Annotated in this window: 11 protein-coding genes; 4 read left to right on the top strand and 7 right to left on the bottom strand. The window is 74.9% G+C overall.

Features of this window, described 5'->3' with window-relative positions; translation table 11 throughout:
• Positions 1-18 precede the first annotated feature (18 nt).
• Positions 19-1,026 carry a non-homologous end-joining DNA ligase gene (gene ligD, locus IE329_RS16705; RefSeq protein WP_190211669.1) on the bottom strand — a complete coding sequence of 336 codons (1,008 nt, stop codon included), beginning with the start codon at positions 1,024-1,026 and terminating at the stop codon, positions 19-21.
• A gap of 91 nt (positions 1,027-1,117) precedes the next feature.
• On the opposite strand from ligD, the gene IE329_RS16710 reads away from it, so the two are divergent.
• Positions 1,118-2,179, top strand: coding sequence for an ATP-dependent DNA ligase (locus IE329_RS16710; RefSeq protein ID WP_190211670.1), 1,062 nt, complete (start codon positions 1,118-1,120; stop codon positions 2,177-2,179).
• 125 nt (positions 2,180-2,304) lie between these two features.
• Here IE329_RS16710 and IE329_RS16715 read toward each other — a convergent pair whose 3' ends face one another.
• The 6 genes from IE329_RS16715 to IE329_RS16740 all read right to left on the bottom strand — a co-directional run bounded on the left by IE329_RS16715 (position 2,305) and on the right by IE329_RS16740 (position 10,244).
• Positions 2,305-4,695 carry a family 43 glycosylhydrolase gene (locus tag IE329_RS16715; protein WP_190211671.1) on the bottom strand — a complete coding sequence of 797 codons (2,391 nt, stop codon included), beginning with the start codon at positions 4,693-4,695 and terminating at the stop codon, positions 2,305-2,307.
• The gene (locus IE329_RS16720) at positions 4,692-6,215 is read right to left on the bottom strand and encodes a sulfatase-like hydrolase/transferase (protein ID WP_190211672.1); all 1,524 of its coding nucleotides are present in this window, start codon (positions 6,213-6,215) and stop codon (positions 4,692-4,694) included. Before IE329_RS16720 ends, IE329_RS16715 begins: the two co-directional genes overlap by 4 nt.
• Positions 6,212-7,204 carry an aliphatic sulfonate ABC transporter substrate-binding protein gene (locus tag IE329_RS16725; protein ID WP_190211673.1) on the bottom strand — a complete coding sequence of 331 codons (993 nt, stop codon included), beginning with the start codon at positions 7,202-7,204 and terminating at the stop codon, positions 6,212-6,214. The genes IE329_RS16720 and IE329_RS16725 overlap by 4 nt, the downstream gene beginning before the upstream one ends.
• Positions 7,205-7,289: 85 nt before the next feature.
• A complete protein-coding gene (locus IE329_RS16730) occupies positions 7,290-8,135 on the bottom strand; it encodes an ABC transporter ATP-binding protein (RefSeq protein WP_190211674.1) in 846 nt (281 codons plus the stop codon).
• Positions 8,132-8,929 carry an ABC transporter permease gene (locus IE329_RS16735; RefSeq protein ID WP_190211675.1) on the bottom strand — a complete coding sequence of 266 codons (798 nt, stop codon included), beginning with the start codon at positions 8,927-8,929 and terminating at the stop codon, positions 8,132-8,134. Before IE329_RS16735 ends, IE329_RS16730 begins: the two co-directional genes overlap by 4 nt.
• A 25-nt stretch (positions 8,930-8,954) precedes the next feature.
• The gene (locus tag IE329_RS16740; RefSeq protein ID WP_229927503.1) at positions 8,955-10,244 is read right to left on the bottom strand and encodes an ROK family transcriptional regulator; all 1,290 of its coding nucleotides are present in this window, start codon (positions 10,242-10,244) and stop codon (positions 8,955-8,957) included.
• Positions 10,245-11,073: 829 nt separating this feature from the next.
• Between IE329_RS16740 and IE329_RS16745 the strand changes: the two genes are divergently transcribed.
• The 3 genes from IE329_RS16745 to IE329_RS16755 all read left to right on the top strand — a co-directional run bounded on the left by IE329_RS16745 (position 11,074) and on the right by IE329_RS16755 (position 23,184).
• Positions 11,074-14,193 (top strand): non-ribosomal peptide synthetase, encoded by a 3,120-nt coding sequence (locus IE329_RS16745; RefSeq protein WP_190211676.1) that lies wholly within the window; start codon positions 11,074-11,076, stop codon positions 14,191-14,193.
• A gap of 203 nt (positions 14,194-14,396) precedes the next feature.
• Positions 14,397-19,964: a non-ribosomal peptide synthetase/MFS transporter gene (locus tag IE329_RS16750; RefSeq protein ID WP_190211677.1), complete on the top strand. Its 5,568-nt coding sequence runs from the start codon at positions 14,397-14,399 to the stop codon at positions 19,962-19,964.
• Positions 19,951-23,184, top strand: coding sequence for a non-ribosomal peptide synthetase (locus IE329_RS16755; protein WP_190211678.1), 3,234 nt, complete (start codon positions 19,951-19,953; stop codon positions 23,182-23,184). The genes IE329_RS16750 and IE329_RS16755 overlap by 14 nt, the downstream gene beginning before the upstream one ends.
• The last annotated feature ends 161 nt before the right edge of the window (positions 23,185-23,345 follow it).

Raw genomic sequence — 23,345 nt, forward strand, 5'->3', positions numbered from 1 at the left:
AGGGACCCGACGGGCCCCTCAGTGCTTGCGGGCCCGGCTGGGCTGGACCCGGGTCGGCTCGCCGGCCACCTTGGGGTGGTCCGGCGGGTACGGCAGCTCGCCCAGCCCCTCGTCCTTCGCCTGCCGCTCGTACAGCTCCAGCAGCGGCTCCAGCCCGAAGGCCTGGCCGTCCATCCCGGCCTGGAGGTCGCCGACCTCGGCGAACCGGGCCGGCACCGTCTTCAGGTCGAAGTCCTCGGGCGAGGCGTCGTCCAGCTCCTCCCAGCGCAACGGCGTGGAGGCGGTGGCGCCGGGGCGGGCGCGCAGCGAGTAGGCCGAGGCGATGGTGCGGTCGCGGGCCATCTGGTTGTAGTCGACGAAGATCTTCTCGCCGCGCTCCTCCTTCCACCAGGCGGTGGTGACCTGCCCGGGCATCCGCTGCTCCAGGGCCCGGCCGAGCGCGATCACGGCGTGCCGGCAGTCGGTGAAGGTCCAGCGCGGCTCCACCGGGACGTAGACGTGCAGGCCGCGCCCGCCGGAGGTCTTGGGCCAGCCCCGCATCCCGTACCCCTCCAGCAGTCCGCGCAGCTCGTGGGCGGCCCGGACGGCGTCGTGGAAGTCGGTGCCCGGCTGCGGGTCGAGGTCGATCCGCAGCTCGTCGGGGTGCTCGGTGTCGGCCCGGCGCACCGGCCAGGGGTGGAAGGTCAGGCAGCCCAGGTTGGCGGCCCACAGCACGGCGGCCGGCTCGGTCGGGCAGATCTCGTCCGCCGAACGGCCGCTGGGGAAGTTGATCGTCGCGGTCGGCAGCCAGTCGGGCAGGCCCTTGGGCGCCCGCTTCTGGTAGAAGAACTCGCCGTCCACCCCGTCCGGGAACCGCTGCAGCGTGGTCGGCCGTTCGCGCAGGCCCCGCAGCACCCCTTCGGCGACCGCCAGGTAGTACTGCGCCACGTCCAGCTTGGTGTACCCGCGCTCGGGGAAGTACACCTTGTCCGGGTTCGACAGCCGTACGGTGCGACCGGCGACGTCCAGCTCCACAGCTCCAGCCATACCGACCACGCTAGGCGGAGCGGCCGGGGTGCGCGCCCGGAGCGCGGCCGTCCCCGCGCGGACGGGGGCGGGCGGCGGCACCATCGGAGACATGGACCTGCCTGTGATGCCGCCGGTCGCGCCGATGCTCGCCAAGTCGGTGCCCGAGATCCCGCCGGGGATGCAGTACGAGGCCAAGTGGGACGGCTTCCGCGCGATCGTCTTCCGGGACGGTGACGAGGTGGAGATCGGCAGCCGCACGGGCAAGCCGCTGACCCGGTACTTCCCCGAGCTGGTGGCCGCCTTCCTGGACGCGCTGCCGCCGCGCTGCGTGGTGGACGGCGAGATCGTGATCGCCCGCGAGGGACGGCTGCGGTTCGAGGAGCTGCTGGAGCGGATCCACCCGGCCGCCTCCCGGGTGCGGACCCTCGCCGAGCGGACCCCGGCCTCCTTCGTCGGCTTCGACCTGCTGGCACTGGGGGACCGCTCGCTGCTGGACGAGCCGCTGTCGGAACGCCGTCCGGCCCTGGTGGAGGCGCTGCGGCCGGCCGCCGGCCCGGTCTTCACCGCCCCGGCCACCACCGACCGCGAGCTGGCCGGCACCTGGTTCGCCCAGTTCGAGGGGGCCGGACTGGACGGCGTGGTGGCCAAGCCGCTGGACCAGCCCTACCGGCCCGGCGACCGGACGATGTTCAAGGTCAAGCACGGGCGGACGGCCGACTGCGTGGTGGCGGGCTACCGCGAGCACAAGAGCGGTCCGGTGGTCGGCTCGCTGCTGCTCGGCCTGCACGACGCCGACGGGCGGCTGCAGCACGTGGGTGTCTGCGCCGCCTTCACCGCGGCCCGCCGCCGCGAGCTGGTCGAGGAGCTGGCCCCGCTGCGGACGGACGTCTCGGCCGGGCACCCCTGGGGCGCCTGGGCCGACGAGGAGGCCCAGGCGAGCGGGCGGCTGCCCGGCGCGCAGAGCCGCTGGACGGGCGGCAAGGACCTCTCCTGGGTGGCGCTGCGCCCGGAGCGGGTCTGCGAGGTGGCGTACGACCACATGGAGGGCACCCGGTTCCGGCACACCGCGCAGTTCCGCCGCTGGCGCCCGGACCGGACCCCGGAGAGCTGCACGTACGAGCAGTTGGAGGAGCCGGTCTCGTACGACCTGGCGCGGGTGCTGGGGACGTAGCGCGCCGGGCCCGCCGGGCGGCCCGGTCGCGGACTCCCGCGGGCGGCCCCCGGCGCGACGACGCCTCCGTCCGGGGGCCGCCCGCAGGGGACGGCCACCGGACGGAGGGGCTGCTCCGGGCGGGATCAGCCGGCGTAGGTCCGCAGGTACTCGAACCGGGCGGTGGCGCCGGACTTGTTCATCGAGACCAGGCCGATCTTCAGCGCGCCCCCGACCGGCAGGGTCCAGACACCGGCGTACGACCAGGTGACGCCGTCGCGACTGGTGACGGCCCGCACCTCGTGCTCGTTGTGCGCGGTGTCGGTGTGGTGGACCAGCCGCAGCCAGAGGGTGTCGGCGGCGGGCCCGCCGAACATCGGGGCGTTGGCGACGGCGGTCGGCGGGGTGGTGGTCGGACGCTCGCCCTCCTTGCCGAACTCGGTGACCTGCAGCAGGGCGCCGTTGCCGTTGTTCAGCGGCAGCACGGAGTGGACGAGCTTGAACCACCGGTCGTCGTTCTCGTACAGCACCAGGCCGGCCTGCTGCGCGCTCTGCCCCGGCGCGAAGAGCATCTTCGTCTCGACGGTGAAGTCGCCCGAGGGCGCCGGGCGTTGCAGGACCGAGGCGGTGTTGGTGCCCAGGTAGAGCTCGGCGTCCTGGGTGGGCCAGCTGAGGGAGCCGGAGCCGGCCGTGACACCGGCGGCCGGGCCGCGGACCCAGCTCCATGGGGAGCCCGCGGTCGTGCCGGGCACCGTCGTGGTGTCGAACTCGTCGCTGTACGCGGGCAACAGGGCGCCGGGCGTCGGGTCGGCGACCCGCGTGGTGACGGGGGTGTACAGCGCGGTGGCGGTGACGTTGTCGCCGCCCGCGCCGGCGCCCTTGGCGGACAGGCCGACCGAGCCGCCGTGGGCCGCGCCGGTGGGGAGCGTCCGGGCCTGGACGGCGACCGGGTCGTGGAGGCGGTCGTGGGTGACCTCCACCGTCAGTGCGGTGCCGCGGAGTTCGGCCGTGACGCTGTGCCAGGTGTTCCAGGTGAAGCCGCTCGGCAGGGCGGTGACCTGCTCACCCGAGGAGACACCGCCGACGAACGCCTCGGTGACGAGGGCGTTGCGCGCGCGGTCGATCCAGGCGGTGACCCGGTCGCCGGGCCCGGTGTACGCGAGGGTCAGGCCCGCGGCGCCGCCGGCGGCGGTGACCCGCAGGTCCGCCTCGGCGCGGACGTCCGCCGGTGCGGTCGCGTTGCTGACCAGGTGGGCGGCGGCGGTACCGCTGTCGGTGTGCACGGCGTAGCCGCCGGAGTCGGTCAGGGCGGGGGTGGACCAGCCGCCCGTCCCGGCGCCTTCGGCGTGCCAGCCGTTCAGTGTCGCGTCGTTGAAGGTGCCGCCGGCCGACCAGCCGGTGACGGGCGCGGTCTGCGCGGTGTCGGACGGCCCGGCGCCCGCCCGGACGACCGGCCAGCCGTCGATCCAGTCGAGCCGGTCGACCAGCAGCGGGCGCCGGCTCAGCTTGAGGCTGCCGCCCGCGGCGGGGGCGAGATCGGGGGCGTCGGACGGGATGCCGTGGTAGACCAGCCAGTCCTGTCCGGCGAGGTCGGTCTGGACGGCGTTGTGGCCGGGGCCGATCCAGCGGTTCCCGTTGGCGCCGACGACGAAACCGGCCTTGCTGGTCAGGGCGCCCAGGTCGGTGCCCTGGTCGTCGGTGAACGGGCCGAGCGGGCTGGTGGCCCGGCCGGCCTTCACCTGGTAGCCGCTGAACGCGCCGTCGCAGCAGCCCGCGTCGGAGTAGAACAGGTAGTAGAAGGCGCCGCGGTGGACGACGAAGCCGCCCTCCATCCGCCGGCCGCGGGCGACCTGGGTGACGGTGCCCTGGGTGCGGGTGCGGTCGGGGCTGAGCCGGGCGACGCAGATGGTGTCGTAACTGCCCCAGTAGAGGTAGGGGGTTCCGTCGGTGTCGGTGAACTGCGACTGGTCGATGTTGCCGCTGGGGCAGCCGCTCGGGGAGGGCAGGACGGCGCCGCCGTCGGTCCACGGGCCGGTGGGGGTCGGGGCGGTGGCGATGGCCACGGTGTTCCTGCCGGGCACCGAGTAGTACAGGCTGTAGTGGCCGTCGAAGTACCGGATGTCGGGGGCCCAGAGGCGTGAGCCGCCCTGCCAGGCGGGCTGGGTGGCCGGCGTGAAGACCTCACCGGCGTAGTCCCAGTGCACCAGGTCGGCGGAGCGCAGGATCGGCAGGATGCGCTCGCCGTCCTCGCCCTTGCTCTGGAGCACGGGGTTCTGGGTGCCGTAGGCGTACCAGTAGCCGTCCTTGCCGCGGATCGAGGTCGGGTCGGGGAAGGTGTCGACGGTACCGGTGCTCACCGGGTTGGTGTAGGTCGCGGCCTGGGCGCCCGGGGCCCGGACGGTGGCGGCCTCCTGGACCGGCGCGGTGTCCGCGCCGTGCGCGGCCGGCAGGGTGCCCGCGGCCAGGCCGAAGGCGAGCGCACAGGCGCCGGCCAGCCGGAACAGCCGCTCTCTGCCGGTGCGTTGCGTGCGTGTCATGCCGTCTCCCTGGTGGGTGCTGCGGTAGGTGTGCCCGCGCCGCCGCGGGCGGTGGCGTCGGTGTCGTCGGGCTCGAAAGCACTGAGGGTGGGGTCGTGGTCCAGTGCGCCGACCTCGTACATCGGCGCCATCCAGTGATGGAAGTTGTCGCCGCGCTCGCGCAGCAGGTCGTACAGCCGCCGGGTGAGGCGGGCGCGGACGTCCGCGTACGCCGGGTCCCCGTGGCGGTTGGTGAGTTCGTGCGGGTCCCGGCCGAGGTCGTACAGCTCGTTGACCGACTCGGGGTTGACGATGAGCTTGTACCGGTCGTCGCGGATCATCCGCTGCGGGTAAGGGAAGTGATGGCCGTGGAACTCGGCGACCAACTCCGGTGGCCAGTCGGGCTGTTCGCCGCGGATCAGCGGCAGCAGGCTGCGGCTGTCGACGGCGGGGGAGGGGTCGGCGCCGGCCAGTTCGAGGATGGTCGCGGTGCAGTCGGTGAGCGAGACCAGCTCGTCGCGGACCTGCGGCGGCGCGCCCGGCACCCGGACGATGCCGGGGATCCGGTAGATGTCCTCGTACATCGCCGGGCCCTTGTCGTGCAGCCGGTGGGCGCCGGTGAACTCCCCGTGGTCGGCGGTGAAGAACACCGACGTGCCGCCGGTCAGGCCGAGTTCGTCCAGCCGGGTGAGGATGCGTCCGATCTGCTGGTCGATCAGGGTCACGTACCCCCAGTACACCGCGATCAGCTTGCGGCTGGTCTCCTCCGTCAGGGTGTCGTACGTCCAGTGGTCGCAGTAGTTCCGCTGGACGGGCGGCTTGCCCTCGAAGGTCTCCGCGACGGACGCGGGGAGTTCGACCAGCGCCGGGTCGTACATGTCGTAGTAGGCGTCGGGCAGCAGGTACGGCAGGTGCGGGCCGAAGAAGTGGGTGGCGAGGAAGAACGGCCGGCCGTCCGCCGCGTACCGCTCCAACTGCTCGATCGCGCGGGTCGCGAGGTAGTGCTCGAAGGTCGCCTCGGCGGGCTGGTGGAGGCGGGCCGCGAGCAGGTTGCCGGGGTTGCCGTTGGGGGTGGTGCCGCGGACCGGCTCGGAGATCCGGTACGGCGGCAGGCCGCGTTCGGCGAGGTAGGCCAGGTAGTCCGGGTGGTCGACGGGGTTGTGCCAGCCGGGCAGGTCGGGGCCCTCGAACCCGTAGGAGGCGGCGTTGCGTTCGGTGCCGCCGTGCCACTTGCCGATCAGCCCGAGCTGGTAGTCGCGAGCCTTCAGCGCCTGGGGGAAGGTGAAGACGTCCTCCCGGAGGTCCTCCAGGTAGCCGACGTTGCGCTCCTGGTTGGCCAGCAGCCGGTGCCGGAACGGGTTCTGCCCGGTGAGCAGGCTGGCGCGGGCCGGGGTGCAGATCGCGGTCGGGGTGTAGAAGCGGTCGAAGCGGGTGCCGGTCGCCGCCAGCCGGTCCAGGTGGGGGGTCGCCACGTGCGGATTGCCGTAGGCGCCGAGGGTGTCGACCCGGTGCTGGTCGGTCATCAGGAACAGCAGGTTCACTTCGCGGCGGCCTTCACATAGGCGTCGCCGGCGTAGAAGTCGGCCGGGTCCGGGGAGGTCTTGAGCTGGCCGGTGGAGACGAAGAAGTCGCCGAGGCCCTTGAACCAGCCGTTCACCGTGCCGTCCTCGGTCTTGGCGACCAGGTCGGCGGTGGTCATGGTCCGCACGTTGGCCGCGTCGGCCTTCACCTTCGCCGGTTCGAGCTTGAGCAGGGCGGCGGCCTCCTCGACGGCTTCGTCCGGGTGGGCGGCGCGCCAGTCGTTGGCCTCCTGGAGCAGCTTGACGACCTTGCCGGACAGCGCGGCGTCCGTCTTCGTGCCGGAGACGAACGCGGTGGGGAACGCGCGGTCGGTGAAGTTCTTCGTGCTGGCGACCTCCACCAGGTCCGGCTTCCTGGCCTTGATGGTGTCGATCAGCGGGTACCAGATGCCGGCGGCGTCGATCTGCCCCGACACGAACGCGGAGACCACGGTGGACGGATCCATCGGCACCTTCTGGACGTCCTGCGGGGACAGTCCGGCCTGCTGGAGCGCCAGGTTGAGGACCATCTCGCCGGAGGTCCCGGCCGGGACGCCGACCTTCTTGCCCTTGAGGTCCTGCACGGAGCCGATGCCGGGCTGGGCGATCACCCGGTCCGCGTAGGCCAGCGTGTTGACCGCGACGATTCTCGCCTTGCCGGAGGCGGGCAGCCAGACCGCGCCGGGGCCGATGTAGCCGAAGTCGAGGTCGCCGGCGCCGAGCGCCGTGATCTGCAGCGGGCCGTTGGTGAAGACTTTCAGCTCCGGGGCGAGGCCGTACTTCTTCCACAGGCCCTGCTTGTCCGCGACGGCCAGCAGGCTGGCGCCGTTGTAGTCGCTGATGTAGCCGAACCGCACCTTGGTGGTGCCGCCGGCCGCGTCCTGCACGGAGCCGGAGGAGCAGGCGGTCGCGCAGAGTGACAGGACGGTCACGGCCGAGGCGGTGAAAAGGGCGCGACGGAGTATCGGCATGGCGTGGGATTCCTTGTCGGGGAGAGGAGTTGCCGGAACGGGGGCGGAGTCGCCGGAACGGGTGTGGATCAGGGGGTGGCGGGGGTCAGGTCGCTCGGGTGGCCGGGGTGGCCGGGGGCTGGTGGTAGACGGCGTGCCAGACCTCGTTGCGGATCCGGCCGAAGTCCGCGGAGAGCCGGATCTCCTCGGTGCGCGGGTAGGGCAGGTCGACGTCCACGATCCGGTCGATCCGGCCCGGCCGGGCGGCCATCACCACGACCCGCCGGGCGAGGTACACGGCCTCGTCCACGTCGTGCGTGATGAACAGGACGGTGCGCCGCTCCCGGCTCCAGGTGTCCAGCAGCTGGTTCTGCAGCTGGACCCTCGTCAGCGCGTCGAGCGCGCCGAACGGTTCGTCCATCAGCAGCACCTGCGGGTCGACGGCGTAGGCGCGGGCGATCGCGCAGCGCTGCCGCATGCCGCCGGACAGCGTCTTGGGGAGGGCGTCCGCGAAGTCGGTCAGGCCCACCAGGTCGATGGCGTACTGCGCCCGGCGACGGCGCTCCGCGGCGGGGACCGCCGCGAGCCGCAGGCCGAACTCGACGTTGCGGCGGACGGTCAGCCACGGGAAGAGCGCGTACTGCTGGAAGATCACCCCGCGGTCCGGGCCCGGCCCGGTGACCGGCACGCCGTCCAGCAGCACCCGGCCGGAGGTCGGCTCGACCAGCCCGGCGGCCATCCCGAGCAGCGTGCTCTTGCCGCAGCCGGACGGGCCGACGACGGTGACGAACTCACCGTCCGCGATGTCGAGGGAGACGTTGCCGAGGGCGGTGAACAGGCCGTCCCCGACCGGGTAGGTCCGGCCGACGGCCCGGAAGGACAGCTTGCTGGTGCTGCTGGTGCTGCTGGTGGTGCTGGTGGGATCGGTGGGGTTGCTCTGCGCGGTGCTCATCGGCGCTCCTGCCATCGGGTGAGGCGCCGCTCCGCGAGCTGGAGCAGGCGGTCCATCGCCAGGCCGAGCACGCCGATCGTGATCAGCCCCACGAAGATCGTCGGGAGGTCGTAGTAGAGCTGCGCCTGCTGCATCCGGAAGCCCAGCCCCTCCTGGGCGGCGATCAGCTCGGCGGCGACCAGGGTGCCCCAGGCCGAGCCCAGCCCGATCCGCATGCCGACCAGGATGAACGGCGCCGCCGCCGGGATCACCACCCGGAGGAAGATCGCGCGGTCGCCCGCGCCCAGCACCCGGGCCGCGTCGACCAGCGTCACGTCCACGTCGACCACGCCCTGGAAGGCCGCCACCACGCTCGACAGGAACGCCGCGAGGAAGATCACGAAGACCTTGGGCACCTCGCCGATGCCCATCAGCACGATCGCCAGTGGGATCAGCGCCAGCGGCGGGATCGTCCGGAAGAACTGCACGTACGGCTCCAGCAGGGCCCGCGCCGTCGGGTACCAGCCCATCAGGAACCCGACCGGTACGGCGGTCAGGGTGCCCAGCGCGAACCCGGTCAGCACCCGCCGCAGGCTCGCCAGGGTGTCGTCGAGCAGGGTGCCGTCGGCGAGCAGCTCACCGGCCCGGCCGGCGACCTCGGCCGGTCCCGGCAGGCCCTGCAGCCCGGTGCCGGCGAGCAGCGCCCAGCCGGCCAGGCCGGCGGCGACGGCGGCGAGATTGAGGGCGAGGGTCCGGGCCAGGCGGCGCGCGGCCGGGCGCGCGGGCCGGGCCGGGCCGGTCGTCACGGCTGCCATCGCCGCCGCCTCGGGTCGGTTCGGGTCACGGGGATTCCTCGGGTTCGGTCCGGTCGTGGGGCTGGTGGTCCTGGAGCCGGGCTCCGGGCCGCTCCTGGGGCCTTGGCCCGGGTTCGGGCCGGGCCGGGTAGTGGGCGAGCAACGGCGAGGCGTGCAGGACGAGCGCGATGCCGCCGAGCGCACCGCCGTACTCGCCGAGCGCGGCCCGTCGCAGGTCCAGCAGGCTGCGGGCGAGCGGCAGCACCCGCGCCGAGAGGGTCTCCCGGACGGGCCCCAGCAGCAGGTCCCCGGCCTCGGCCAGCTCCCCGCCGACCACCACGACCCCCGGGCCCACCGCGTTGCACACCGCGGCGAGGACCCCGCCGACCTGCGAGCCGACCGCGCGCAGCACGCCGGCCGCCACCGCGTCCCCGTCCCGTGCCGCCGCGGTGAACCCCGCGATGTCGGCCGCCCGGCCGCCCGCCGCCCGGTACGCGTCCAGCACCGCGCCGACCGACGCCACGGTCTCCAGGCAGCCCCGGCCCCCGCAGTCGCACGGGCCGCCCGCCGGGTCGACGGTGATGTGGCCGAGCTCGCCCGACAGGCCGTGGGCGCCGCCGTGCAGCGCGCCGCCGACCACCAGGCCGCCGCCGACGCCGTGCGACAGCCGCAGGTACAGCACGTCCCGCGAGCCGGTCGCCGCGCCCCACACCGACTCGGCGAGCGCGGCCAGCCGGGTGTTGTTGTCGACGTGCACCGGCACGCCGAAGGCCTCGGCCAGTCGGTCGCGCACCGCCTCGGCGGTGCCGGCCGCCTCCCACGGGCCCGGGTCGGCCGCCGGGCCGGGGCCGCCGAGGGCGGGGAGCCCGACCGGGCCGACCAGGCCCGCGCCGATGCCGGTCACCGGGTCGAGCCTGAGCGAGCCGCCCGCGAGCGTGCCGACCAGCCGGCGTGCCAGCGCGATCCGCCGGTCCCACGAGAGGCCGGCCGGGTGCTGCTCGCTCGCCGAGCCGACCACTTCGTGCGCCACGTTGACGGCCGCGACATGGACGGCCCGGCGGGCGAAGTCGATCCCGATCGCCAGCCCCGCGGCCGGGTTGAGGCTCAGGGTCTCCACCGGGCGGCCGCGCCGGCGGGCCGTCGCCTCAGGCGGTGCGGTGACCACGGCGCCTGCGGTGACCAGCCCGCCGACGATGTCGTACAGCGTCGTGCGGGAGAGGCCGGTGTGCGTGCCGAGGCCGGCCCGGGTGAGCGGGCCGTGCCGCCGCAGCAGGTCGAGGACCAGTGTTTCGTGGCCCTGCCTCAGGCGGGCCAGGGGGCCGTCGTGTTGGTGCATGCCAGTCAGAATGGCGACCGCGCCGAATTAACGTCAACAGTCCGGATTAAATGTCATGCCGCCGCAATGTGCGGCAATGATCGGCAGCGGGGGCCACCTCGGGGGCGGTCCGCGTGACGGCGCCGGCGGTGGCCGGGGGCCGCGGGCCCGAAGGCGTGACCGGGTCCGTCCGCCGGGGATCGGGCGGAGACCTCCCTGCACGCCGGCCGGCGCTCCGGCAGGACCGCGCTCGGCCTGCCGTCCTGCCGGTCGACTCTTCGTCGCACAGGTCGCCGGGCTGGTTCCGGCTGGTTCCGGCCGCTCCCGGGGCTGCGGAGGGTGGGTGTGCGGGCGGTGGACGGCCGGTGCGCGGGCCGTGGGCGCGCCGTGCGCGGGGCGGGCGACGACCGGTGCGGGCCTTCGCGGAGGGTTTGCCGTGGGCCCGTCGGCGGATGTTCCTCCGGTGCGTCGCGGAGCGGTCCGGTCCGGGGGTGTTCGGGGGCGATCCATCGCCCGGGCGGCCGGCCGTGTGGCCTGGAGTCATTGTTGCTGTACAGCAAAGTGAATGACGTGTCGTCAAGAGATGACGGACAGTCCTTGACGGGCCATTTGGTCTATGCCAATCTCTCGGAAGGTCTGGACCAGAGGTCTTCCACGGAAGGAGCCCAAGTCCGTCGGGGGCTCAGCAGTGGGGGTGTGCCGCAACGGCGCCGCTCCGGGCCGCCGGGCCGACGGCCACCCCTGTGGGCCGTGCGGACCTCGTCCGATCGCCCTCTTCAACGCCCCGGACCCGGCCCGAACCGTCATCGGGCACGCGCTCCCGCAGCCCGACCGTCAAAGTGAGTCGCTCATGCCCGAACAGCTCCCTGACCGCAGCCCGATCCCGGCCGGCCCGGCCCAGCAGGGCGTCTGGCTGACCGAGCGGCTGCTCGCCACCCACGAGGCCTACCGCCTGCCGGTGCGGATCGCCTTCGACGCGGTCGACCCGGACGCCCTGGAGCACGCCGTCGCGGCGCTGGTCGACCGGCACCCGATGCTCGCCACGGCCCTGGTGGAGCGGGAGGGTGACGTGCTGCTGGTGCCCGCCGGGCAGCGGCCCGCGCTGCTGCGGGTCGACGCCGGACAGGACTCCGCCGCCGACTTCGAGAAGCGGGTGGAGCAGGACGCCGCGCGTCCGTTCACCCTCGGCACCGGCCCGGCGGCCCGGTTCACGCTCTACCGGCGGCCGGACGGAGGGGCCGAACTGCTGACCGTGGCCCACCACGCGGTGTTCGACGGCGCCTCGAAGGAGATCCTGGTCAACGACCTGGCCACCGGCTACGCCGCCGCGCTGCCCGGTGCGGTCCAGCAGCGCCCCCAGGCCCCGGCCGGCCCCCCGGCCCCCGCCGCACCCGCCCCCGACGCCGGGACGGTCCGCCGGGCGGCGGAGTGGTTCGGCCCCCGCTGGGCGGCCGCCACCGAGCCCGTCCTGCCCGGCGGCGCCCGCGCCACCACCGTCGCCGGCCCCGGCGAGAGCGTCGGCTGGACGCTGGACGCGGCCGGCCGGGAGGCCCTGGCCGACGCGGCGGGGCGGAGCGGCGTGACGGTGTTCGAGTTCCTGCTCGCCACCCTGCACGGACTGCTGCGCCGCTACGGCGGCGAGGCCGTCCCGGTCTCCGTCCCGCTGTCGACCCGGACGGCCGAGCAGGCCGGCGAAATCGGCCTGTTCGTCAACGAGTTGCCGGTCCACGCCCCTGTCCTCGACGGCAGTGACACCGACCCCGCCGCAAGCACCGGCTTCGACCACTGGGCCCGGGCCGTCCGGGCCGAGCTGCGCGGCGGGTACCCCTTCCGCGGGGTGCCGTTCGGCGCGGCCGTGGGCGCGCTGAGCCCGCGGGTCGGGCTGGCCCCGGTCTCCTTCGGCTACCGCCGGCGCGGGCCGCAGGCGCACTTCGCCGGGACGACGGCCCGGGTCGACTGGGCGGTGTTCAACGGCACCGCCCGCAACACCCTGAACCTCCAGGTGGTCGACGCGCCCGACGGCACCGTCTTCGCCCTCCAGCACGACCCCGCGGTGCTCGCCCCGGACGCCGCCCGGCGGATCGCCCGGCACTACGCCACCCTGCTGGCCGGCGCGATCGCCGCCCCGGAGACCTCGCTCGGCGACCTGCCCCTGCTGGACGCCGAGGAACACCGCCTGGTCACCGAGGCGTTCAACGCCACCGAGCAGCCGTACCCCGCCGACCGCACCGTGCTGGACCTGGTCCGCGAGCAGGCCGCCGCCACCCCCGACGCCGTCGCGCTCAGCGCCGGCCCCGACCGGGTCGGCTACCGCGAGCTGATCAGCCGCGCCGACCGGCTGGCCGCGGGCCTGCGCGCCGCCGGGGCCGGCCCCGGCACCCTGGTCGCGCTCCACCTGCACCGCACCGCCGACCTGCCCGTGGCCCTGCTCGCGGTGCTCGCCACCGGCGCCGCCTACCTGCCGCTGGACCCGGGCTACCCGCGGCCGCGGCTGGCCGCGATCCTGGCGGACTCCGGCGCCGCGCTGCTGCTAGCCGACCAGGACCCTGCGCCCGAACTCGCCGCCGTCGCACCCGCCGTGCTCCGGCTGGACGCCGCCCTGGCGGCCGGTGCCGCCGCCGCGGCGACCACCGGCCCGGCCGCCCCCGCGGCGGGCCCGGCGGACACCGCGTACGTGCTGTACACCTCCGGCTCCACCGGCCGGCCCAAGGGCGTCGCGGTCGGGCACCGGGCGCTGGTCAACCTGCTCCACTCCTTCGCGGGCCGGCTCGGATCCGGGCCGCAGGACGTCTGGCTCGGCCTGACCTCGCTCTCCTTCGACATCTCCGCGCTGGAGATCTACCTCCCCCTGATCACCGGCGGCCGGCTCGTGCTGGCCCCCGACGGGCTGGCGGTGGACGGCGCCGGCCTGCTCGACCTGATCCGCCGCGAGGGCGTCACCCACGCGCAGGCCACCCCGTCCGGCTGGCGGGTCCTGCTGTCGGCCGGTCCGGGCCGCACCGGACTGGTCGCGCTGGCGGGCGGCGAGGCCCTGCCGCTGCCGCTGGCCAGGGAGCTGCGGGCGGTGGTCGGCCGGCTGTTCAACGTCTACGGCCCGACCGAGACCACCATCTGGTCCACCTGCGCGGAGATCCCGGCCGGCCCGACCGCCGTCACCATCGGCCGCCCGATCGCCAACACCCGTGCCCAGGTGGTGGATTCCGCCCTGCGGCCGGTGCCGGTCGGGGTGCCCGGCGAGCTGCTGCTCGGTGGCGACGGCGTCGCCGAGGGCTATCTGGGCCGCCCGGAGCTGACCGCCGAGCGCTTCGTCGAGGACCCGTACGGCCCGCCCGGCGCCCGCCGGTACCGCACCGGCGACCTCGCGGCCTGGACCGCCGACGGCGAGCTGGACTTCCTCGGCCGCGCCGACAACCAGGTGAAGATCCGCGGCCACCGGATCGAACTCGGCGAGATCGAGGCCCGGTTGCTGGAGCACCCGGCCGTCGCCGAGGCCGCGGTCGCGGTCCGGCCGGACCCGGCGGGCGAACCCCGGCTGGCCGGCTACCTGGTGACCACCGGCGCCCCCGGCCCGACCGCCGCCGAACTGCGCGAGCACCTGCTGGGCACCCTGCCCGCCGCGATGGTGCCGCAGGTGTTCGTGCCGCTGCCCGCCATGCCGCTCACCCCGAACGGCAAGCTCGACCGCCGGGCCCTGCCCGAGCCGCCCCCGGAGGCGCCGGCCGCCCCGCAGGGCCGGCCGGCCCCGGCGGACGAGCTCCAGGAGCAGCTGTGCGGGATCTGGGCCGAGGTGCTGGGCCTGCCCGAAGTCGGCCCGGAGGACGACCTGTTCGACCTCGGCGGGCACTCCTTGACGATCATCCAGATCAGCGCCCGGATCCGGCAGGCCCTCGGTGTCGAGGTCGACTTCGACCTCTTCTTCGACACCCCCACGGTGGCCGGGATCGCCGACGCCGTCCGCGAGCGGCTCTGACCGGACCGCCGGTCCGCCGCCGGGCCCGGCCCACCCCCGGCCGGCCCGGCGGCCCCGGCCCCTGACCATCCGGCCCCCGACCGCCCGGGCCCACGGCCCGCCGGGCCCGGCGCCGGCCGTACCGTCCGCACCCGCCGGCGCCGAGCGCCCCTCTCCGCGCACCCCATCCGCCTCCCCCTTCGCGCGTCCCGAACAGGAAACCGATGAGTGATACGCAGGACCTCCCGGCAGACTGGTCCGCCACCAAGCGGGCCCTGCTCGCCCAGCGACTGAAGGGCGCGGCCGCACCGGCGCGGACCGTCGGACGCCGCCCGGCCGGCGCCACGCCACCGCTCTCCAGCGGGCAGGAACGGCTCTGGTTCATGGAGCAGTTCGCGCCCGGCAGCACGGCGTACGCGCTGGCCCCGGCCCGCCGGCTGCGGGGGCCGCTGGACCGGGCCGCGCTGGACGCCGCGCTGGCCGACCTGGTGGCCCGGCACGAGGGCCTGCGGATGGCCTTCCCCACCAACGACGACGGCATCGCCGAGGTCACCGTCGCCGAGCCGGGCCCGTCCCCGGCCCGCTTCCTGGACGTCTCCCGGCCCGAGGCCGGCGACCCGGAGCCGGACCCGGAGCGCCGGGCCGCCGCCGCCGTCCAGCGCGCCGTCGCCGAGCCCTTCGACCTCGCCACCGGCCCGCTGCTGCGCGCCCTGCTGGTCCGGATCGCCGACGAGGACCACGTGCTCGCCCTGGTGATGCACCACATCGCCTGCGACGGCTGGTCGGTGGACATCCTCAACCGCGAGCTGTCCGCCCTCTACGCCCGCCACGCGGACGGCACCGGCGAGGCCCTCCCCGAGCCGGAGGTCCAGTTCGGCGACTACGCCCGCTGGCAGCGGGCCCGGCTGGCCGACGGCTCGCTGACCGCCTCCCGCGCGTACTGGCGGGAGGAACTGGAGGGCGTCCCGGCACTGGAGCTGCCCGCCGACCGGCCCCGCCCGCCGGTGCTCACCTTCGAGGGCGCCGTGCACCGCTTCCGCTGGAGCGCCGGGATGTCGGACCGGATCGGGGAGTTGGCGCGCGCCTACGGCGCCTCCCGGTACATGGTGGTGATGGCGGCCTTCCAGGCGCTGCTCTCCCGGCACAGCGGGCAGTCGGACTTCGCGATCGGCTCGCCGGTGGCCGGCCGGCTGCACCGCGAACTGGAGGACGTGGTCGGCCCGTTCGTCAACATGCTGCCGATCCGCGCCGAACTCGACCCGGAGCTGACCTTCGGCCGGCTGGTCAGCCGGGTCCGCGAGACCACCCTGGACGCGTACTCCCACCAGGAGGTGCCGTTCGAGCAGATGGTCACCGACCTGGCCGTGGAGCGCGACGTCAGCCGCTCCGCCGTCTTCCAGGCCACCTTCGCCTTCCAGAACTACGGTGACCGCGCCGCCCCCGGCAGCCCCGCCATGCCGCTCGGCAACGAGGGCTTCGGCTACGAGAGCACCACCACCCACTTCGACCTCGCGCTCTACATGAACGAGCTGGAGGACGGCCTGCTCGGCGTCCTCACCTACCGCACCGACCTCTTCGACGCGGACACCGTCGCCCGGCTGGCCGACCGCTTCGAGGTGCTGGTGGCGGCCGCGCTGGCCGATCCCGACCTGCCGGTCTCCCGCCTGCCGCTGCTGACCGGGGCCGAGTCCGCCGCCGTCCTCGGCAGCTGGGCCGCCGGCCCCGAGCTGCCCGCCGGCGGCCCCGCCACCCTCACCGCACTGATCGCCCGCAGCGTGGCCGCCGCCCCGGACGCCCCGGCGCTGGTCTTCGAGGACCGCACCCTCTCCTACGGCGAACTCGACCTGCGGGCCAACCGGCTGGCCCGCCGGCTGCGCGGGCTCGGGGTCGGCCCCGACACCCGGGTCGCGGTCTGCCTGGAGCAGTCGCCCGAGCTGGCGGCCGCCCTGGTGGCGGTGCTCAAGGCCGGCGGGTGCTACCTGCCGCTCGACCCGGAGGCCCCGGCCGCCCGGCTGGACGCCCTGGTGGCCGACGCCGGCGCGCCGGTGCTGGTCACCGACACCGGCCTGCGCGGCCGGCTGCCCCGGTTCGCCGGCGCCGCGGTGCTGGTGGACACCGAGCCCGAGGACGGCGACGGCTCACCCCTGCCGGAGCTCTCCGGGCCGGACGACCTCGCGTACGTGATCTACACCTCCGGCTCGACCGGCACCCCGAAGGGCGTCGCCGTCCAGCACCGCGAGATCCTCAACTACCTCGCGGGCGCCGGGGACCGGCTCGGCATCGTGCCGGGCGCGAGCTACGGGCTGCTGCAGTCGCTGTCCTTCGACTTCAGCATCACCATGCTCTACCTGGCGCTGGCCACCGGCGGGCGGGTCCACCTGCTGCCGCGCCGGATCGCCGGGGTCGAACTGGCCGAGCGGATCGAGACGCTGGGCATCGACTACCTCAAGATGACCCCCTCCCACCTGGCCGCGCTGACGGCCGACGTGGAGCCCCGGCACCTGCTGCCGCGCCGCGCCCTGGTGCTGGGCGGCGAGGCCAGCTCGTACGCCTGGGCACGTGAACTGGCCGCGCTGGGCGTCTGCGCCGTCTTCAACCACTACGGGCCCACCGAGGCCACCGTCGGCGTCACCGTGCACGAGGTGCCGCCCGCCGACGGCACCGAGGCCACCGGCAGCACCCCGATCGGGCGCCCGCTGGCCGGCGCCCGCTGCTACGTGCTGGACGATCACCGCAGACCCGTCCCGCCGGGCGTGACCGGCGAGCTGTACCTCGGCGGCGAGCGGCTGGCCCGGGGCTACCTCGGCCGGGACGACCTCACCGCCGAGCGCTTCCTGGAGGACCCGTTCGCCGCCCCCGGCGGGCGGATGTACCGCACCGGCGACCTGGCGCGCTGGCGCGCCGACGGCACCCTGGACTTCCTCGGCCGCGGCGACCACCAGATCAAGGTCCGCGGGTACCGGGTGGAGCCCGGCGAGATCGAGGCGGCGCTGACCGCCCTGCCCGGCGTCACCCAGGCCGTCGTGGTCGCCCGGGGCGAGGGCGTCAAGCAGACCCTCGTCGCCTACCTGGAGCACCCGGACCCGGCCGCCGCGCCGAGCACCGCGGACCTGCGCGCCGCGCTGCTGGACGTCCTGCCGGACTACATGATCCCGGCCCGGTACGTCGTCCTGGAACGCCTGCCCCTGCAGGCCCACGGCAAGGTCGACCGCAAGGCGCTGCCCGCGCCCGAGGAGGGGGCCGGCGCCTCCTCCGCCGAGTGGCAGGAGCCCGCCGGGGAGGTCGAGGAGTTCGTCGCCCTGATGTGGGCCGAGCTGCTCGAAGCCCCCCGGGTCGGCGCCCTGGACGACTTCTTCGAACTCGGCGGCCACTCGCTGCTGGCCACCCAGGTGGTCGCCCGGATGCGCCGCGCCTACCCCGGACTCCCCACCCCGATCGGGGTGATGGACCTCTTCCAGCACTCCACCGTACGGGCCCTGGCCGCCCTGGTCTCCTCCCCGCAGACCGACCGCGGCCCGCGCAAGCTGCTGCACCGCCTCACCCCGCAGCGCCGCACCACCGCCAGCATCGTCTGCGCCCCCTACGGCGGCGGCAGCGCGCTGATCTACAAGCCGCTCGCCGACGCGCTGCCCGAGGACTGGGCGCTGCACTCCATCGCGGTGCCCGGCCACGAACTGGGCGAGCAGGCGATGCCGATCGAGGAGGTCGCCGAGCACACCGCGCAGGAGATCCTGGACGGCGTCGAGGGCCGGATCGTGCTCTACGGGCACTGCGGCCTCGGCGTGATGCTCACCGTCGAGATCGCCCGCCGGCTGGAGGCGGCCGGCCGCGAGGTGGAGGCCGTGCACCTGGGCGGCATCTACCCGTTCGCCCGCCCCAAGGGCCGCGGCTCCGCCGTCGCCGAGCGCTTCGCCGAGCTGGCCGAGAAGCTGCGCAGCGACCAGGGCATGGTCAACGCGCTCGCCGCCGCCGGACTCGACGTGGACGAGGTGGACCCGGAGCAGCTGCGGCTGATCGTCCGCAACCGGCGGGTCGGCACCAAGGAGGCCGAGCGCTACTTCACCCGGCTCTTCGCCGAGGAGGGCGGCGGCCGGCTGCGCGCCCCGGTGATCTCCGTCGTCGGCGACCGTGACCCGGCCACCGAGTTCTACCAGGAGCGGTTCCGCGAGTGGCACCGGATCACCGGCACCACCGCCGTGGTCGTGCTGGACGAGGCCGGGCACTTCTACCTCAAGTACCGGGCCGAGGAGCTGGCCACCGTCCTGACCGCCGTGCACCGCTCGATCGCGGCCGGCACCGAGGACGAGCACCGCCGCGGCGAGGACGACACCTGGTGGCTGGAGGACGTCTCCCGCTCGCCGGCCGCCGCCCCGCAGCAGAGCGCCGAGGTGATCCGCCCGAGCATGCGGCGCTTCCTCACCGTCGCCACCGGCCAGCAGATATCGATGATCGGCTCGGCACTCACCGAGTTCGCCCTGCCGGTCTGGATCTACCTGCAGACCGGCTCGCTGGTCCAGTTCGGACTGCTCGCCGCCTGCGGCCTCGTCCCCGGCATCCTGGCCGCACCCGTCGCCGGCGCCGTGATCGACCGGGGCGACCGCCGCCGGATCATGATCGGCGGCGACATCGCGGCCGGCCTCACCCAGGCCCTGATGCTCGTCCTGTACCTGGCCGGGAGCCTGGAGGTCTGGCACGCCTACGTGCTGATCGGCGTGCTCTCCACCGCCCTCACCTTCCAACGCCTCGCCTGGGGCTCCGCCGTCCCGCAGCTGGTGCCCAAGCGCTTCCTCGGCCGGGCCAACGGCGTGGTCCAGATGGCCTTCGGCTTCGCGCAGTTCCTGGTACCGCTGTTCGCCGTCGGACTGCTCGCCGGCATCGGCCTCGGCGGCATCCTCAGCATCGACGTGCTCAGCTACACCGCGGCCACGGCCATCACCCTCGCCGTCCGCTTCCCCAAGGCGATGGCCTGGACCCGCCGCGAGTCGGTCACCGCCGAGATCCGGGCCGGCTTCCAACGATCCCTCGGCAGCCGCCACTTCCGCTCGATGCTGCTCTACTTCGCCGTCCTCAACATCTTCCTCTCCCCGCTCTTCCTGCTCACCACCCCGCTGGTGCTCTCCTTCGGCGAACTGCGGGACACCGGCTGGGTCGCCACCGGCGGCGGCCTCGGCGCGGTGCTCGGCGGCCTCACGCTGCTGGTCTGGGGCGGCCCCCGGCACCACCGGCTGCGCGGCGTGCTGCTCGCCACCCTCGGCCTGGCGGCGGCCTGCTTCGTCACCGGCCTCGGCCCGAGCCTGCCGGTGGTCGCGATCGGCGCCTTCGGCATGGCCTTCGGACTGGCCCTGGTCAACGGCGTCTACGCCACCATCATCCAGACCAAGGTGCCGCTGCGGTTCCACGGCCGGGTGATCGCCGTCAACACCATGGTCGCCTGGTCGACCCTGCCGATCGGCTTCGCCGTGGTCGCTCCCTTCGGCCCCCGGCTGGCCCAGCCGCTGATGGACGACGGCGGCGCCCTCGCCTCCACCGTCGGCCGGGTGATCGGCACCGGCGAGGGCCGCGGCATCGGCCTGATCTACCTGCTGTTCGGCCTCGCCATGGCCGTGCTCGTGCTGGTCTGCCTCTGCATCCCCGTCCTGGCGCGGTTCGACCGCGAGGTGCCCGACGCCCAGTCCGACGACCTGGTCGGCCTGGAGACCCTGCAAGCCCGCGTGAAGCGCGACGCGCCGAGCGCCGTCACCGCCGGCGCGGCGGCCGACCCGAAGAACGAGGTGACCCGTGACCGGTCCTGAGACGACGGCCGGCGCCGCCGTGACCCACCCGCTGACCGCCGAACAGCGCCGGCTCTGGTTCCTCCTGCAACTGGACCCGGACGACGCCGGGTTCAACATGTACCTGGCGCACCGCTGGAGCGGGCCGCTGGACCAGGGCGCCCTGCGCGCCGCGCTGACCCGGCTCACCGCCCGGCACGACATCCTCCGGACCCGCTTCGAACTGCGCGGCGAGGAGCCCGTCCAGGTGGTCGGGGCGCCCACCGACGTGGACCTCACCGTCCTCGAACTGCCCGCCGTGCCGGGGGAGTCCGCCGACGACCTGGAACGCCGCTTCACCGAGGCGGCCGCCGGTCACGTCAACACGCCCTTCGACCTGGCCGCCGCCCCACCGCTGCGCGCCCTCCTGTTCACCGCCCCGGACAGCGGTGAGCACGCCGTGGTCGTCGTCCTGCACCACATCGTCTCGGACGGCTGGTCGGCCGGCACGATGTGGCGCGAGCTGCTCGCCCTGTACCGCGACGAGATCGGCGAGGCACCCGCCGAGCTGCCCGAACTCGCCCTGCAGTACGGCGACTTCGCGCGGGCCGAACAGGCCCGGACGGCCGCCGCCGACCCCGACGAGGCCTACCGCTACTGGTACGAGCGGCTGCAGGGCATCTCCGCGCTGACCCTCCCCACCGACCGCCCCAGGCCCGCCGGCGGGACCCACCCCGCCGCCTTCCACGACATCGACCTCGGACCGGAGCTCACCGCCGGCCTGGACCGGCTGGCCCGCGAACAGCGCTGCACCCCGTTCATGGTGCTGCTCGCCGTCCACCAGAGCGTGCTGGCCCGCTGGACCGGCCAGGAGGACTTCGCGGTCGGCACCCCGCTGGCCGGCCGCAACGAGGTCGCCCACGAGGCCCTGCTCGGCTACTTCAGCCGCACCGCCGTCGTCCGGGCCGACCTGACCGGCGAGCCGGACTTCCGGACGGTGCTGCGCCGGGTCCGCTCCGCCACCATGGCGGCGCTCAGCCATCAGGACATCCCCGAGGAGCGGCTGGCCACCGCGCTCGAACTGCCCAGCCTGCCGGGACACTCGGCGCTCTACCAGACCATGTTCGTGCACCAGAGCCAGCACGACCTGGCCGCCGCCGGCGCCGGCCCGGGGCCCGCCGGCGTCCGGCTGGCCCCGATGAACTCCGGCTTTGCCCGCGCCAAGACCGAACTGCTGCTGGACAGTTGGCGCACCGAGGGCGGCGGTCTGACCCTGTCGTTCTGCTACGACCTGGACGTGTTCGAGCACGCCACCGTGCAGGCCCTGGCCGGCCGCTTCACCACCCTGCTGGCCAAGGTCGTCGAGGACCCGGAACTGCCCCTGCACGGCGACTGGTTCATCGGACCGGACGAGCGCGCGGCGCTGCTCGCCCAGGGCACCGGTCCCGATCCGGCCCTCGCCCGCCCGATCCTGGAACGCTTCGCCGCCCAGGTCGCCGCCCGGCCCGGCGCACCCGCCCTGGAGTACGACGGGGAGACCCTCGACTACGCCGAACTCGACCGCCGCTCCACCCTGCTGGCCCACCGGCTCGGCAACCAGCGGGGCCGCGCCGTCGCCGTCCGGATCGAGCCCTCCTTCGCCCTGGTGATCGCCCTGCTGGCGATCTGGAAGGCCGGCGCGGGCTACCTCCCGCTCGACCCGGCGCACCCCGAGGAGCGCCAGCGGCTGATGACGGGAGAGGCCGCCGCGAGCCTGCTGCTGACCGGCGGCGACACCCCCGGCCCCGGCGACGGCGCCCCCGACCTCGCCCTGCCCGTCCTCACCGTCCCCACCGAGTGGCCGGACGGGGAGCCCGCGCCCGCCGCCCTCCCCGGCAGCACCCCGGACGGCGTCGCGTACATCCTCTACACCTCAGGCTCCACCGGCACCCCCAAGGGCGTCGTGGTCGAGCACGGCGCGCTCGCCGAGCGCGTCGAGTGGATGGCCGGCGACGGCTACCACCTGCAACCCTCCGACCGGATCGTCCAGTTCGCCTCCATCGGCTTCGACACCCACGCCGAGGAGATCTGGCCCGCCCTGACCGCCGGCGCGTGCTGCGTCCTGCTGCCCGGCGGCGGCCGGATGCTCCCCGACCTGCTGCGCTCGCCGCAGGGCAGCACCGTCACCGTGCTGGACCTGCCCACCGCCTACTGGCACGAACTGGTCGCGCTCGGCGAGCAGACGCCCTGGCCCGCCGCCCTGCGGCTGGTCGTCCTCGGCGGCTCGGAGGCCTCCGGGCAGGCCGTCGCCCGCTGGCGCGAGCGGCACGGCGACCGGGTCCGCCTGGTCAACACCTACGGCCCCACCGAGGCCACCGTCATCGTCACCAGCGCCGACCTGGGCGCCGCCGACACCGTCGGCCGCCCGCCGCTGGGCCGCCCGCTGCCCGGTGTGCGCTGCTACGTCCTGGACCGCCGCGGGCAGTTGCTGGCGCCCGGCTCGGAGGGCGAACTCCACCTCGGCGGCAGCGGGTTGGCCCGCGGCTACCTGGCCCGCCCGGAGCTGACCGCCGAGCACTTCCGGCCCGACCCGTTCGCCGGCCCCGGCGCCCGGATGTACCGCACCGGCGACCGGGCCCGCTGGCGCACCGACGGCCGGCTGGACTACCTCGGCCGCGCCGACGACCAGGTGAAGATCCGCGGCTACCGGATCGAGCCGGCCGAGATCGAGAACGCCCTCACCACCCACCCGGCGGTGGCCCGCGCGGTGGTGGTGGTCCGCGACGGGCGCCGGCTGATCGGCTACGCCGTGCCCCGGCAGGGCGCCGACCCCGCGCCGGCGGCGCTGCGCGAGCACCTGGCCGCGCGGCTGCCCGTCTTCATGGTCCCGGACGCGCTGGTGCTGGTCGACGCGCTGCCGCTGACCGCCAACGGCAAGCCGGACCTGGCCGCCCTGCCGGAGCCGGACCCGGCCGGCGGGCTCGGCGGCGAGTACCTGGCGCCGCGGACCGACGCCGAGGTCCTGGTCGTGGAGCTGTGGCAGGAGGTGCTCGGGGTCGCCAAGGTCGGCGCCCTCGACGACTTCTTCCAACTCGGCGGCGACTCCCTGCTGGTGACCAGGGTGGTGGCCCGGATCCGCGCCACCATCGGCCTGGACGTCCCGATCCGCGACGTCTTCGAGAGCGCCACCCCGGCCACCCTGGCCGCCCGGATCGAGGCGCTGCTGATCGCCGAGATCGACGCCCTCTCCGAGGACGAGGCGGCCGGGCGGCTCGCGGACTGACCGACCGCCCGTGCAGTGCCGACGCCGGCCCGGGACGACCCCGGGCCGGCGTCGGCGCGCTCCGGCGGCCCGCGTTCGCAGCCGGCCCGCAAGTTGCCGGTCGATCTGCCGTAGCCCTCCAGCGCTGCCGCATAGCCTGACGGTCGACGCCCGGGACTGAC

The sequence above is a fragment of the Kitasatospora indigofera genome, assembly GCF_014655955.1.
Classification (GTDB): domain Bacteria; phylum Actinomycetota; class Actinomycetes; order Streptomycetales; family Streptomycetaceae; genus Kitasatospora; species Kitasatospora indigofera.